Genomic DNA, 13,413 nt, shown 5'->3' with positions numbered 1-13,413 from the left:
TTGTGAGGGATCATACGTGGCGTATTCCCGATCACCAACCGTGAGGGTGTCGCAGAATCCTACAAGGGAGGTGGAGTTTTCTTACTTTGCGCCCTACACATCACCCGTGGCGAGGGAGCTTGCTCCCGCTGGGCTTGTGTAGGAACTGTCGAAGGCTGAGATCTGTTGATCTTTGATTTTTCGCTTGAGACTCAAGTGTCTGGGGAAAGATCGCAGCCTCGTTGCACTCGACAGCTCCTACACAGGTTCAAACGCCCCCCGGCCTCACTGTTCGCGCTCAAGCACTTCCTCCACCTCGACGCTACCTTTGCTCCGTGTCTTCAGCTCACTGACAATCACCGCCGCCACGATCAGTGCCGCGCCGAACAAGGCAATCGCCGGCAGCCGCTCGCCCGCCAGGCGCCCGGCGATGCCGGCCCACACCGGCTCGCCGGCATAGATCAGCGTGGCGCGGGTCGGCGACACGCTTTTCTGTGCCCAGTTCATCGCCACCTGGATCGCTGCGCTCGCGGCGCCCAGGCCCACGGCGCTGACCAGCAGTAACATGGAAAAATCCGGGATCTTTTCCTGGGTCGGCACCACCATCAGGAAGGCCAGCACGGCGGTGCTTGCCAGTTGCACCACGGTCACCCGGCGCACATCGACCTGGCCGGCATAGGCGCTGATCAGGATGATCTCGGCGGCGATTGCGATGGCGCTGATCAACGTGGCGATTTCACCGGGGCTGAAATTCAGCGAGGCCCCGGCCGGGCCCGACACCAGCATCAGCCCGGTGAACGCCAGCATGATGCCGAGGCTGGGCATCAAGCCAGGTCGACGGCCCAGCACCAGCCATTGCAGCAAGGGCACGAATGGCACGTATAACGCGGTGATGAACGCCGACTGGCTGCTGGGGATGCTTTGCAGCCCGACGGTCTGCAAACCGTAGCCGAGCATGATCGCCACGCCGATGAAGCAGCCGGCCTTGAGTTCGAACAGCGTCAGGTCCCGCAGGTGCCGCCAGGAGAACAGCGCGACAAACGCGGCCGCAGCGGCAAAGCGCAGGCCGACGAAAAACATTGGCCCACTGACCGTCATGGCGTGTTGCACCAGCAGGAAAGTCCCACCCCAGATCATGGTAATCAGCACCAGCACGCATTCGGCCTTGCTGAACCTTGAGAAACGGGGGGAAGCTTGCGGGGAATTCACCGATGCCATGACCTTGCGCGCCACTTGAGGCGGACGCACAATGCGCCCGAAGTTGGGCAGTATAATGCGCAACCCAGCCATGTGAGCAATATAGTGCACAAAGAATCCGGCCAGCGGGCGTCCGTCCTGCAACACGTCAGCCAGAACGTCCGTCGTCTGCGGCATGCCGCCGAGCTCAGCCAGACGGCGCTCGCCGAGCTGTCGGGGGTCAGCCGGCGAATGCTGGTGGCCATCGAGGCGGGCGAAAAGAACGTTAGCCTGACCACCCTGGACCGGGTCGCCGAAGCCCTGGACGTGGCCTTCAGCGACTTGATCCAGGCCCCCGACGCCCGCGACCCGAGTCGCATCAACGAATTGGCCTGGGCCGGGACCATTGCCGGCAGCAAAGCCGTATTGCTCGCCAAGGCCACCGCCAGCCGCGAGGTGGAACTCTGGGAGTGGCGCCTGGAGCCCGGCGAGTATTACCCTTCAGAGCCCGACGCCGACGGTTGGAGCGAGCAACTCTACGTATTCGAGGGCTGCCTGACCCTGCTGTTGGGCAGCGAGGAACGCCGGATTGGTGCCGGTGAGTTTTTCATGTTTGCCAGCAACCAGCCCCATGCCTATCGCAACGATGGCCCGGTGGCGGCGAGATTCGTACGCAACGTGGTGATTTGATTCCTGGAGAGCGGTATGGACACAGCGCTGGAGCGACATGAGCAGGGCATCACCCGGGAGGCCGATATCCTGATCATCGGGGGCGGCCTGAGCGGTGCCATGCTGGCGGCACAATTGCTGCGCTTGCCGGGCCGTCGCGAAGTGCTGATCGTCGAGCCGCGCAGCGAACTGGGCCGGGGCGAGGCCTATAGTGCGGTGGAACTTGGCCATACCTTGAACGGCAACGCCGCGCGCATGAGCGTCGACCCGGACAACGCCGATGACCTGACCCAATGGCTCACCGCGTTCATCGAGGCCGGCGGCTGGCCCGAGGCGGATCAACAGCACGTGCCGATCAGCGAATTGTTCCCGCCTCGGGGGATGTTTGGCCTCTATGTGCAACAACGGCTGGCCGAGGCTCGCGAGATAGGCGCGCAAAACGGTTCGACCGCCGAGCACGTGCGCGGCGAGGCCGTGGACTTGCGGGTTGTCGACGATGCCGTAATGCTCACGCTGGATGACGGCCAGTTGTTGCGCGGGCGTTTCGCGGTGCTGGCCACCGGCATGTTCCCGGCGGCACGCACCCCGCAAACCGAATCCAGCGGCTTGAATGCCGCGGCCCTGGACCCTTGGGATGTGGCTGCGATGCGCCAGCTCGATCAGCAGTCCACAGTGCTGATCATCGGTTCGGGGTTGACCATGGTCGATGCCGTCGTGTCCCTGGAGCAGGCCGGGCACCGTGGGCCTATCGAAGTCTTTTCCCGCCATGGCCTGCTGCCCCATGTGCGCCGCCAGCCACCCGCCTGGGTGGATTTCCTCGCCGACGATCACAGCCTGCGGTCACCACGCCAATTGATGCGAGCCCTGCGCGAGCAATGCCGTCAGGCCCAGGCCCAAGGCATCGATTGGCAGGCGCCGCTGGACACGGTGCGTGCTCACATCGGGCGTTTGTGGAACCAGGCCAGCGATGTACAACGCCGGCAGTTCGTCCGGCATGTACGGCCGTGGTGGGAGAGCCATCATCATCGTTCGCCACCGCTGAGCGCCGAACTGGTGGCGCGTCTGCACGAAGAAGGGCGATTGCGGATCCATGCGGCGTCGTTCAAGGGATTGGCGTCCTCTGCCGAGGGCACGCTGGGTATTACCATCCGCCGCCGGGGCGAGACCGGGCTGACGGTGGTGCAGGGCGCGGCGCTGATCAACTCCAGCGGCATCGAATATGACTGGCGCCGGGTTGCACGGCCGTTGCCGCAACAGTTGCTGGCCCAGGGGCTGATCCAGCCCGGGCCGCTGGCCCTGGGCATCGCCGCGCGTGCCGATGGCGCGGTGCTGGACGTCCAAGGCGAGCCTGCCGAGCGCCTGTTCGCCATGGGCCCGCCACTGCGGGGGATGTGGTGGGAAAGCACCGCCGTGACCGATGTGGCGAGCCAGGCGAAGGCGTTGGCCGTGCGTTTGGTTGAACTGCAAACCCAAGATTGAAGTTGGACACTCCCTGTGGCGAGGGGATTTATCCCCGCTGCGTGGGAGCAAAGCTTGCTCGCGGTGCAGGCGCCTCGGTTCCCAGGGAGACCGCGTCATCTTCATCGTGGGCAAGCCTTGCTCCCACAGGTGGGAACGATCGTTATGAGCGGTTTGCTCAGCAGGTCATTGCTCGCTGACCTTGACCCAACGCTCCTCCCGCGCCGCCACACGAATCGCCGCCGCCAGCCGCTCCACTTCCCAGGCCTCTTCGAAGTCCGTCCCGCTGCCGCCTTCGCCTGCTAGGGTCATCACCAGTTCATGCACCTCCAGGGTCTTCAATTCGTTGTACCCCAACTGGTGCCCGGCCGCCGGGCTGAACGCGGCATAACCCGGCAAATCCGGACCGGCCAGCAGGCGCTGGAAACCTGGCTGGCCAACGCGACACAGGCGCAGTTCATTCAGTCGTTCCTGATCGAACGCCAAGGTGCCGAGGGTGCCGCTGATCTCGAAACCCAGGTGGTTCTTGTAGCCGTGCTTGAGCCAACTGCTGCTCACCGTGCCCCGGGCGCCGTTGGCGAAACGCAGCAGCCCGTGGACCTGGTCATCCACCGCGATGGCGCGTTGTTCGGCATTGCCCGCGCTGGCAGGGCGTTGGTGGTGAACGGTCTGGCTGTCGGCGCACACCGCCTCGACATCGCCCAACAAATGCCGGGCCATGGCCAGCAAGTGGCTGCCCAGGTCCGCCAATGCGCCGCCGGCGTGGGCCGCTTCGCAGCGCCATGACCACGGCGAGGCGGGGTCGGCCATGAAGTCTTCGCTGAATTCGCCCTGGAAACTGATGATCTGTCCCAGTTCGCCGCGCTGGATCATGTCCCGCGCCTGTTGAATGATCGGGTTGTGCTGGTAGTTGTAGCCGACCCTCGTCACCACCCCGGCCGCCTTGGCCGCCTGGCGCATCTGCTCGGCCTGCTCCAGGGACACCGCCAGGGGCTTTTCACAATAGACCGGCTTGCCCGCCGCCAACGCTGCCATGGCCATGGGGAAGTGCAGGTGGTTGGGCGTGGTGATGGCGATCAGGTTGACCTTCGGGTCGTCGATCAGTTGTTGCCAGTCGCTGTGGGCCGTCTCGAACCCCCAACTGTGGGCGCATTGCCGGGCACGCTGCGGATCGGCGTCGGCCAGGGCCGCCAGCTTCAGGTTCAGGGGAAGGTCGAACACCGCCTTGGCATTGTGGAACGCCAAGGCATGGGCACGGCCCATGAAGCCGGTGCCAATCAGACCGATGCCGAGTTCACGCATGATGAAGAGCCCTTTGAATTGTTATTTTCAGGAGGGCTATTTATGGAATAAATATTCTCTAATTGCAAATATTGGAATAAATATTCATTTTCTGTGTGATCACCATAGTCCCTGTGGGAGCGAGCTTGCTCGCGATAGCGCCGCATCAGTCGCACAAGTACTGGCTGACCCACCGCTATCGCGAGCAAGCTCGCTCCCACAGGGTTTCTCACAGGTCTGCCATGGCGCTCACTGTCAGGACAGGAAACCACCATCCACATTCAACGCCACACCCGTGGTGTAGCTCGACGCATCGCTGGCCAGGTACAACACCGCGCCGGCCATTTCGCTTGGGTCGGCCACGCGCTTGAGGGGAATCTGCGCCAGGGCGGTCTTCAGGATGGCGTCGTTCTTGACCAGTGCCGAGGCGAACTTGGTGTCGGTCAGGCCCGGCAGCAGGGCGTTGCAGCGGATGCCGAACTGCGCGCATTCCTTGGCGAAGACCTTGGTCATGTTGATCACCGCAGCCTTGGTCACCGAGTAGATGCCCTGGAAGATCCCCGGCGAGATGCCGTTGATCGACGCCACGTTGATGATGCTGCCGCCGCCGTTCTCGCGCATCAGCTTGCCGGCTTCCACCGACATGAAGAAGTAGCCGCGAATGTTCACGTCCACGGTTTTCTGGAACGCACCCAGGTCGGTGTCCAGGACGTTGCAGAATTGCGGGTTGGTGGCGGCGTTGTTGACCAGGATGTCCAAGCGCCCGAACTGTTCGCGGATACCTGCGAATACCTGGCTGATCTGCTCCATTTCACCGATGTGGCAGGCGATGGCGGTGGCCTTGCCGCCAGCGGCGATGATGGCGTCGGCCACGTGCTGGCAACCGTCGAGCTTGCGACTGGAAACGATCACATGGGCGCCTTGCTGGGCCAGCAGTTTGGCGATGGCCTCGCCGATGCCGCGGCTGGCGCCGGAAACGAAAGCGATTTTACCGTCGAGGTCGAACAACTGGGTCTTGGACATGCTGTTTCCTTGTTATAGGTGCGCTCAGAGCGTGGATTTGCTGATGACCTGCAGGCTCATCTGCTCCAGCAGTTTGTTCATCTGAACGAACTGCGCGAAGCGTTTGTCCTGGGTCTGGCCGTGGAAGAAGCGGTAGTAGATCTGCTGGACGATGCCGGCCAGGCGGAACAGCCCGTAGGTGTAATAGAAGTCGAAGTTGTCGATGCGGATCCCGGCGCGCTCGGCGTAGTAATCGACGAACTCGCGGCGGGTCAGCATGCCAGGGGCATGGCTTGGCTGACGGCGCATCAGTTGGACGGGGGCCGGGTCTGCGGCTTCGATCCAGTAGGCGAGGCTGTTGCCCAGATCCATCAACGGATCGCCGATGGTGGTCAGTTCCCAGTCCAGTACGCCGATGATCTGCATCGGGTTCTCCGGGTCGAGGATCACGTTGTCGAAGCGGTAGTCGTTGTGGACGATGCTCGAAGTGGGGTGGTCGGCCGGCATCTTGTCGTTGAGCCAGGCCTTGACCGCTTCCCACTTCGGCGCATCGGGCGTCAGGGCTTTTTCGTAGCGGTCGCTCCAGCCGCGGATCTGTCGGGCCACGTAGCCTTCGGGCTTGCCCAGGTCGGCCAGGCCGCAAGCGTTGTAGTCGACACGGTGCAGCTCGACGAGCCGGTCGATGAAGCTCTTGCACAGCGCTTCGGTGCGGGCGGCGTCGAAACCCAGTTCCGGCGGCAGGTCGGAGCGCAGGATGATGCCCTTGACCCGTTCCATCACATAGAACTCGGCGCCCATCACTGACTCGTCGGTGCAGTGCACGTAGGCTTTGGGGCAGTACGGGAAACCTTCGCGCAATTGATTGAGGATGCGGAACTCACGGCCCATGTCGTGGGCGGACTTGGCCTTGTGGCCGAACGGCGGACGGCGCAGGACGAATTCCTGCTCGGGGTATTCCAGCAGGTAGGTCAGGTTCGACGCGCCACCGGGAAACTGGCTGATCTGCGGCACGCCGGTCAGGCCGGGAATGTGGGCCTTGAGGTACGGGTCGATCAGGTTGGCATCGAGTTCTTCACCGTCGCGCACGCGGGTGGACTGATCAGTAAACGCCATGCTTATCCCTTCTGCTTATTTTGGAGGCCATCGATCATTGGCTAATCTAATGGCGCGCGGGAGGCGTCACAAGCACGCCAGGGTCTTATAGGTTAGCGTGTTGCAGGATAATCAGCGGGCCTGATGCACGACGGCCATGGGCGAGCTATGGTTGTGAGGTCTGTCGCTTTCAGGGAGTCATCGCGATGGGATGCCCGCAAGTCTGTGGCACCGCGACCTTGCAATGCAGCTTCGGCGCTGCCCCGGCGGTGCTCAATGTGCTGCCGGTCAATCGCCTGCTGACTGGCGGGATGCCGGCGGCGAACATCATGGATCACATCCCGCTGGTGAACATCACCACGTTCGGCATGTGCATGAGCCTGGCGAACCCGACCGTGGCCGCCGCCACCGCTGCGGCACTCGGCGTGCTGACTCCCATGCCATGCATCCCGGCCACTGCGGCCCCATGGATCCCCGGCGGCGCCCCGACCCTGTTGCTGGGCAACATGCCGGCCATCGATGCCAACAGCACCTTGATGTGCACCTGGGCCGGGGTGATCAAGATCGTTGTGCCAGGGCAGGTGCAGATGCTCATCCCCTGATCGGCAATCTTGCAGGCATTGCACAGACCCCTGTGGGAGCGAGCTTGCTCGCGATAGCGGTGGGTCAGTTTGTGGTGATGTTGGATGTGCCGGCGTCATCGCGAGCAAGCTCGCTCCCACAGGGGGGAGAGGCAAGACAATCGTTATGCCTGCGCCGGATCATTCCAGCGCCTGAACCACCAGCGCACCCGGGAGATTGGCTTGCCTTCGGCGTCCAGTGGCCGGCCGTCTTCGGCGTAGGCCTGGGCTGGCTCCAGCAGTTGGCCGTTGAGGTAGCGGGCTTCGACCGCCGGGTTGCCGTTGGGGTGCAGGCGGCGATAGCGGCCGTCGCGCACGCCGTCGCGATAGACCTCGGCTTCGGCCAGTTGCCCGTTGGGGAAGTAGTTGTTCGCCTCACCGTGTAGCAACCCGCGGCGGTACGTGGCCTGGCGTTGCAACCCACCTTCGGCCGCATAGAAACTCGCCACACCCTGCAACTTGCCCTTCACGAACGGCAATACCGCCGAGACCTTGCCATTGGGGTGGTACAGGGTGCTGGTGCCTTGCAGTTCACCTTGGCTGTAGTTGAGTTTTGCTTGCGGGCGTTGGGCTTCTTCGATTTGCAGCGGGCCGTCGAGCTGGCCATCGACCAGTTGCCCGCTCAGTTGGCTGTCGCCACGTTCCAGGTCGAGTTTTTTCGAGGCCATTGGTAGGTTCCTGTCAGTTGACCTTCACCAGGCCGCCCTTGATGGTCAGCATGCCGCCGCCGTCCACGGTCTGTTCGGCCGCGGCCTTGTTCACCAAGCTGATGCCGGCGTCGTTGGTCAGGGTGGTGCCGGCCTTGTTTTCCAGCGAGGTACCGGCCTGGTTGCTCAGGGCTGTGCCGGCTTTCTGGCTGATGGACGTGCTGGCCTGGGCGGCCAGGTCGGCGCCGCTCTTGATCGCGAAGCTGCCGCCGCTTTGCAGGGTCAGGGTGCCGCTGACCTTGATGGTCAGGTTGCCGTCCACCGTCAGGCTGTAATTGCCGGTGACCTTGTGCTCGTAGTTGCCGCCGGTGCTGTGGGTCTGGTCCGAGCCCACGGTGACGGTGCGGGTGTCCTTCACATCAAGGCTGTCGCTGCCGGTCTGGATGGTCACGCTGCGCTTGCCTTTCTCCAGGGTCACGGTTTCGTCGCCATCCTTCACCGTGCGGGTGCGGGCGTTCTGCACCGTGAGGGTTTCGTCGTGGCCGACGGTGGCGGTGGTGTCGTTGAGCACGTTGATGTTGAAGTCTTTCTGGGCCTGGAGAAACACCTCTTCGGCGTCCTTCTTGTCTTCGAAACGCAACTCGTTGAAACCGCCGCCGCCCTTGGACGAATTGGTCTTGATCCCGGACTGGGTCTGGTTCGCCGGCAGTGCGTAGGGCAGGGCGTTGTCGCCGTTGTAGACGCAGCCGGTGACCAGGGGACGGTCCGGGTCGCCGTCGATGAAGGTCACGATGACTTCCTGGCCGATGCGCGGTACGAACTGCATGCCAAAGCCTTTGCCGCTCCAGGGCAAGACCACGCGGACCCAACAGGATGAGGTCTCGTCGTTCTTGCCGGTGCGGTCCCAGGGGAACTGCAATTTGATCCGGCCATATTCATCGGTCCAGATTTCTTCGCCGGCCTTGCCCACCACCAGCGCCGTCTGGGTGTGCATGCGCGGTTTTGCCGTGACGCGGGGCGGTCGATAGGCCGTGGCCTTGGGGATCGCTTCGAAGCGGTTGCGATAGCTGTCGTGGCTGGCTTCGTGGCTGACCGAGGTCACGACCCAATCGATATTCAGCGTCGTGTCTTCGTGGCCGGCGAGGGTGAACCAATACCCTGGCACCAGCCAGCGGCAATCGCTTTCGCCGACAAAACGTTTCTCCTGGCTGCGCAGGCCGTCCACCCGCTGCTTGGTCAACGCATCGCCCTGGGCCTTGGCGGTGTAGCCGCCGGGATGTTCGTACATCGAGCTTGGCCCGGCCACGGCTTCGGCCTGGCTGTAGAGCGATGTCGTCGGCGTGGTGAACTCATAGTCGGTTGCCTGGTAAACCCCGGCCACCGCTTGCAGGCACACTTGCCCGGAGCGGATGCCATGCAGTTCCCGCTCGCCGATTATCTGCCCGAGGTAGTTCACCGTCGGCCCGTTGGGAATCGGTGCGAAAGCGTCGTTGCTGTCGGCCAGGACCAGCGTGTGGGTGCCTTCCTCATGGGTGAAGAACCAGAAGATCCCGTCTTCTTCCAGCAGGCGCGAGACGAAGGCCAGGTCGGTCTCGCCATATTGCACGCAGTATTCGCGCGGGGTGTAGCTGCCGGTGAGTTTGAGCTGGAAGTCGGTGAAACCATGGGCCTTGAAAATCGTGGTGACGATGTCCGAGGTGGAGAGGTTCTGGAATACGCGGTTGTTGCTGGCCAGGCTCAGCCACCAGAGCCAGGGCCGGAGCAGGAGTTGATAGCGCTCGGCGGTGGCGTCGGCGGGGAGCTGGCGGATTTCCGCGACCAGCAAGTCCAACGGGCGCAGCAGCGCGTCCTTGTGCAGGGTCGTGGTGACGTGACTGGCAACGGCGGTGGTGAGGGTTAACGAGGCGCCGTCGTTGATACCGTTGAGGATGTGCGAGCCCAATGCGTTGAGGCTTTCTTCGCCCGATAGCGATTCGGGGTACAACGCCGCCAGCGTGGTGGCAGTGAGGGAGAGGGTGGTGTTGCTGTCGGTGGCGCGGGGCATAGAGATCTCAGTTGCATAAGAGGTTCATGATCTTGCGCATCTGCAGTCTTGAACTCAGGTAGGCACGACTTCAAATTTCAGTCCTTTGTAGAGGGTCGGATTTGCCTCGATATAATTCATCATTTGTCTGGCGTCGCTTATTTTGATTGCGGGCGTCACTGCGGTGCGCCCCAGATTGTTTGCATTGGTCAGTGCGGTTTCGATATTCAACGTCCAGCCATTGGCCCTTTTTGCAAAGTCGGTAAGCGCGGTCCTGGCGAAGGTTTCGCTGATGGCATTGTCATTGAGCAGCACAATTGCACAGGTCTTCGAGTCGAGAGTCTGTTCCAGGAATTGGGCTCTTTGATTGGAAGCCGGGTGCGTCGTGTCACCTGCGGAGTTCAAGCGGTTAAGATAATTGATGGCCGCCAGTATCACTCTCAGGCCATGCTCGGTTTTCTGAGCGATCCAGTGATTGAGCGAGTACACGTCAGCATCGATTTCATTACGATATTGAGTGGGTATCGCGGTGCCTGGGTTATTTACGGTATCGGTCGGCGCCAAACCGGCGATATGCCCCAATCGAAGATGTCCGATTTCATGCATGAAAACAAATTGGGATACCAGTGAGCCACCTTCGCCAACGTCCGACGCAATATAAAGGACGATGGGCTCACCCGGGGTTGCACCCAGCACGTTGCTGCACATGGGGTCAGCTTGATTGTAGGTGGTCGCGAACATGTAATAACCTTTGTGGGCATGGGGGGCTCTGTTTCGGTTGATCACGATTGTTTTTATTCCGTTCGTGACCACGGGGAGGGAGATCAACGTCTGCCTCCAGTCCACTCCATTCCAGTCTTCAGGCAGCGCCATAGCGAGTTCCTTTTCTTTGGTCATTCCAAGTGGGAAATGGCAAAGGACTTATTCCAACACCCACTCCGCCAACTTCCCTGTCACTTGCGTCATCAACACATTCTCGACGTCCCGTGCCCCCGCCGCGCTGCATTTGGCCAACACAGCCTTGACGATTCCGGCATCGAACTCGAACTGCTTGCCCGTCGCAGCCTTGTAGCGCCCGCGCAGTTTTTCCAGCTTCGCCAGCACGATCCCCTCCAGTGTCGCTTCATCCAGCGGCCGGTATGCCACCACGGTCATGCGCGCCAAAAACGCCGGGCGGAATGCTTGCAGCAGCACCTTGTGCAAGGCTTCGTTGAAGGCGTCGCTGCCCAGTTGCGCGGCGGGCGTATCCAGCAATAGCTCGGCGCCGACGTTGCTGGTGGCGAGCATCACGGTGTTCTTGAAGTCCACCACCAGGCCGGTGCCATCTTCCATCAGGCCTTTGTCGAAGACGTTGTAGAAGGCTTCGAGCACATCCGGGTGGGCTTTTTCGATTTCATCCAGCAGCACCACCGAATAGGGTTTGCGCCGCACCGCTTCGGTGAGCACGCCGCCGCTGCCGTAGCCGACGTAGCCGGGTGGGGCGCCTTTGAGTTGGCTGACGGTGTGGGCTTCCTGGTACTCCGAGAGGTTGATGCTGATCAGGTTGCGTTCACCTCCGTACAAGGCGTCGGCCAGGGCGTAGGCGGTTTCGGTCTTGCCCACGCCGGTGGGGCCCACCAGCAGGAATACGCCGACCGGTTTCTGTGGGTCGGTGAGGCCGGCGCGGTAGGCTTGCAGGCGTTGGGCGATGGTGTTCAACGCGGTGCTCTGGCCCATGACCCGCTGGCCCATGCGCTGGCCGAGGGTGCGCACGGCGTGGGCTTCGTCGGCGAGCATCTTGCCCACCGGGATGCCGGTCCAGCCGGCGATCACGGCGGCGACGGTCTTGCTGTCCACCTGTTCGGGCACCAGCGGATCGTCCTGGCGAATGGCATCCAGGCCAGCTTCCAGGCGCAGCAGTTCGGCGGCCAGGTGGTCGATGCGGTTATCGATCTCGGTGTCGGCTTTTTCACTGTCGGCGCGTTCGCTCAGGGCAAGCAGTTCGCGCCGGGTGTCGAGCAGTTCGCGCACGGCTTCGCGCTCTTCGCCCCAGCGAGTTTCCAGCTCGCGGATGGCCTGCACATTGCTGGTCGATTCGTCTTCGAGCAGAGTGATGCGCTCGCGGTGATCGAGCCCGGTGGCCTGTTCCCGGCGCAGGCGTTCGACCTCGTCCTTGAGGCTGTTCTGCCGATGGCGCAGGCTTTCCAACGGCGGCGGCACGTCGTGCTGGCCGAGGGCGACCCGGGCGCAGGCGGTGTCGAGCACGCTGATGGCTTTGTCCGGCAACTGTCGCCCGGAGATGTAGCGGTGGGACAGCTTCACCGCCTCGTGGATGGCCGCGTCCAGCACCTGCACGCCGTGGTGCTGTTCCAGTTTGCTCGCCACGCCGCGGAGCATTTCCACCGCGGTAAGTTCGTCCGGTTCTTCGACCTGCACCAGTTGGAAGCGGCGGGCCAGGGCCGGGTCTTTCTCGAAATATTTTTTGTACTCCAGCCAGGTGGTGGCGGCCAGGGTGCGCAGTTCGCCCCGGGCCAGGGCCGGCTTGAGCAGGTTGGCCGCGTCGCTGCCGCCTTCCGCGCCGCCGGCACCGATCAGCGTATGGGCTTCGTCGATGAACAGGATGATCGGTTTTTCGGCACTGCGTACCGCGTCGATCACGCCTTTGAGGCGTTGTTCGAATTCACCTTTGACACCGGCACCGGCCTGCAACAGGCCCAGGTCGAGGACACGCAGGGTGACTTCCTGCAACGACGGCGGCACATCCCCGGCGGCGATACGCAGGGCCAGGCCTTCCACCACTGCGGTCTTGCCGACGCCTGGTGCGCCCACCAGGATCGGGTTGTTCTGCCGGCGCCGGAGCAGAATGTCGATGCACTGGCGGATCTCGCCGTCGCGGCCGACGATGGGGTCGATGCGCCCGGCCCGGGCGTCGGCGGTCAGGTCCTGGGTGTACTGGTCCAGCACCGGGTCCTGTTTCTGTGGCACCTCGCCGGGTTTGGCCGGGCGCACGCCACCGGCATGCTCGCGGGAGCTTTCGGTCCATTCCAATAGGTGGGCGCGCAGGGCGTCGCGAGGAATGCGCAGCAACGACGAGGCGCTGTTGAGCAGCAGGCTGCGGCGCTCATCGCGGTCCAGCAGCGCCAGCAGCAACAGCCCGGAGCGGATGCTGTCCAGGCCCAGCACGCTGGCCTGGACCACGGCGTCTTCCAGCAGGCCGATGGTTTGTGCCGACAGGGCGGGTGTGCGGGTGCTGCCGGATTTGAACAGGTCCAGGGCCTTGTTGGTTTCCGTCGCCACCGCGTCACGCTCCAGACCGAATCGTGGCAGCAGGCAGGCAAAATCACCGCCCTCGATGTCGAGCAACTCCAACAGCAGGTGTTCGATTTCCACGTAATGATGGCTGCGCTGCATGCAACGTTGCGCGGCCCGTTCCAGGGCGCGGCGGTTGTCCGGGTTGAGGCGTCCGATCAGGCTGGCCAGTTCCATT

The 13,413-nt window shown here is 62.9% G+C and carries 11 protein-coding genes; 3 read left to right on the top strand and 8 right to left on the bottom strand.

Translation table 11 applies throughout. The features are described from left to right. Nucleotides 1–264 precede the first annotated feature (264 nt). Nucleotides 265–1,269: a DMT family transporter gene (locus KI235_RS18020; protein ID WP_212795875.1), complete on the bottom strand. Its 1,005-nt coding sequence runs from the start codon at nucleotides 1,267–1,269 to the stop codon at nucleotides 265–267. A 12-nt stretch (nucleotides 1,270–1,281) separates the two neighbouring features. Between KI235_RS18020 and KI235_RS18015 the strand changes: the two genes are divergently transcribed. Both KI235_RS18015 and KI235_RS18010 read left to right on the top strand, forming a co-directional pair. Continuing rightward, entirely contained in the window at nucleotides 1,282–1,845 is a 564-nt protein-coding gene (locus KI235_RS18015) for an XRE family transcriptional regulator (protein WP_003202826.1), read from the top strand. Between the two features lie 15 nt (nucleotides 1,846–1,860). After that, the gene (locus KI235_RS18010) at nucleotides 1,861–3,303 is read left to right on the top strand and encodes an FAD/NAD(P)-binding protein (RefSeq protein ID WP_003202824.1); all 1,443 of its coding nucleotides are present in this window, start codon (nucleotides 1,861–1,863) and stop codon (nucleotides 3,301–3,303) included. 165 nt (nucleotides 3,304–3,468) lie between these two features. Here KI235_RS18010 and KI235_RS18005 read toward each other — a convergent pair whose 3' ends face one another. The 3 genes from KI235_RS18005 to KI235_RS17995 form a co-directional block, all read right to left on the bottom strand. Further along, complete coding sequence (locus KI235_RS18005; RefSeq protein WP_003202822.1) at nucleotides 3,469–4,584, bottom strand: Gfo/Idh/MocA family oxidoreductase; 1,116 nt, start codon at nucleotides 4,582–4,584, stop codon at nucleotides 3,469–3,471. 234 nt (nucleotides 4,585–4,818) lie between these two features. Beyond that, nucleotides 4,819–5,586: an SDR family oxidoreductase gene (locus KI235_RS18000; protein ID WP_003180553.1), complete on the bottom strand. Its 768-nt coding sequence runs from the start codon at nucleotides 5,584–5,586 to the stop codon at nucleotides 4,819–4,821. Nucleotides 5,587–5,610: 24 nt separating this feature from the next. Then, nucleotides 5,611–6,678, bottom strand: a complete 1,068-nt coding sequence (locus KI235_RS17995) for a phosphotransferase family protein (protein WP_003202820.1) — start codon at nucleotides 6,676–6,678, stop codon at nucleotides 5,611–5,613. Nucleotides 6,679–6,863: 185 nt separating this feature from the next. Between KI235_RS17995 and KI235_RS17990 the strand changes: the two genes are divergently transcribed. Beyond that, on the top strand, nucleotides 6,864–7,259 hold the full coding sequence (locus KI235_RS17990; protein ID WP_003202818.1) for a DUF4280 domain-containing protein: 396 nt from the start codon (nucleotides 6,864–6,866) through the stop codon (nucleotides 7,257–7,259). 143 nt (nucleotides 7,260–7,402) lie between these two features. On the opposite strand, the gene KI235_RS17985 is transcribed toward KI235_RS17990, so the two are convergent. Genes KI235_RS17985 through tssH form a run of 4 tightly spaced genes read right to left on the bottom strand, consistent with a single transcriptional unit; the run spans nucleotide 7,403 to nucleotide 13,412 of the window. Beyond that, on the bottom strand, nucleotides 7,403–7,945 hold the full coding sequence (locus KI235_RS17985; RefSeq protein ID WP_003202816.1) for a toxin-antitoxin system YwqK family antitoxin: 543 nt from the start codon (nucleotides 7,943–7,945) through the stop codon (nucleotides 7,403–7,405). A 13-nt stretch (nucleotides 7,946–7,958) separates the two neighbouring features. Next, entirely contained in the window at nucleotides 7,959–9,968 is a 2,010-nt protein-coding gene (gene tssI / locus KI235_RS17980; RefSeq protein ID WP_212795206.1) for a type VI secretion system tip protein VgrG, read from the bottom strand. A gap of 54 nt (nucleotides 9,969–10,022) precedes the next feature. After that, nucleotides 10,023–10,820: a hypothetical protein gene (locus KI235_RS17975; RefSeq protein WP_053162876.1), complete on the bottom strand. Its 798-nt coding sequence runs from the start codon at nucleotides 10,818–10,820 to the stop codon at nucleotides 10,023–10,025. Between the two features lie 48 nt (nucleotides 10,821–10,868). Then, entirely contained in the window at nucleotides 10,869–13,412 is a 2,544-nt protein-coding gene (gene tssH, locus KI235_RS17970) for a type VI secretion system ATPase TssH (RefSeq protein WP_013693579.1), read from the bottom strand. Nucleotide 13,413 lies beyond the last annotated feature (1 nt).

Source organism: Pseudomonas sp. St386 (genome assembly GCF_018325865.1).
In the GTDB taxonomy this organism is placed as follows: Bacteria; Pseudomonadota; Gammaproteobacteria; order Pseudomonadales; family Pseudomonadaceae; genus Aquipseudomonas; species Aquipseudomonas brassicacearum.
This window is presented reverse-complemented; position numbering and strand designations above follow the sequence as displayed.

Bases quoted from the DNA above. Each gene is read 5' to 3' on its own strand.
- KI235_RS17995 (WP_003202820.1), bottom strand. From the start codon at position 6,678: ATGGCGTTTACTGATCAGTCCACCCGCGTGCGCGACGGTGAAGAACTC.
- KI235_RS17990 (WP_003202818.1), top strand. From the start codon at position 6,864: ATGGGATGCCCGCAAGTCTGTGGCACCGCGACCTTGCAATGCAGCTTC.
- tssI (WP_212795206.1), bottom strand. From the start codon at position 9,968: ATGCCCCGCGCCACCGACAGCAACACCACCCTCTCCCTCACTGCCACC.
- KI235_RS17975 (WP_053162876.1), bottom strand. From the start codon at position 10,820: ATGGCGCTGCCTGAAGACTGGAATGGAGTGGACTGGAGGCAGACGTTG.
- KI235_RS18000 (WP_003180553.1), bottom strand. From the start codon at position 5,586: ATGTCCAAGACCCAGTTGTTCGACCTCGACGGTAAAATCGCTTTCGTT.
- KI235_RS18005 (WP_003202822.1), bottom strand. From the start codon at position 4,584: ATGCGTGAACTCGGCATCGGTCTGATTGGCACCGGCTTCATGGGCCGT.
- tssH (WP_013693579.1), bottom strand. From the start codon at position 13,412: ATGGAACTGGCCAGCCTGATCGGACGCCTCAACCCGGACAACCGCCGC.
- KI235_RS18010 (WP_003202824.1), top strand. From the start codon at position 1,861: ATGGACACAGCGCTGGAGCGACATGAGCAGGGCATCACCCGGGAGGCC.
- KI235_RS18020 (WP_212795875.1), bottom strand. From the start codon at position 1,269: ATGGCTGGGTTGCGCATTATACTGCCCAACTTCGGGCGCATTGTGCGT.
- KI235_RS17985 (WP_003202816.1), bottom strand. From the start codon at position 7,945: ATGGCCTCGAAAAAACTCGACCTGGAACGTGGCGACAGCCAACTGAGC.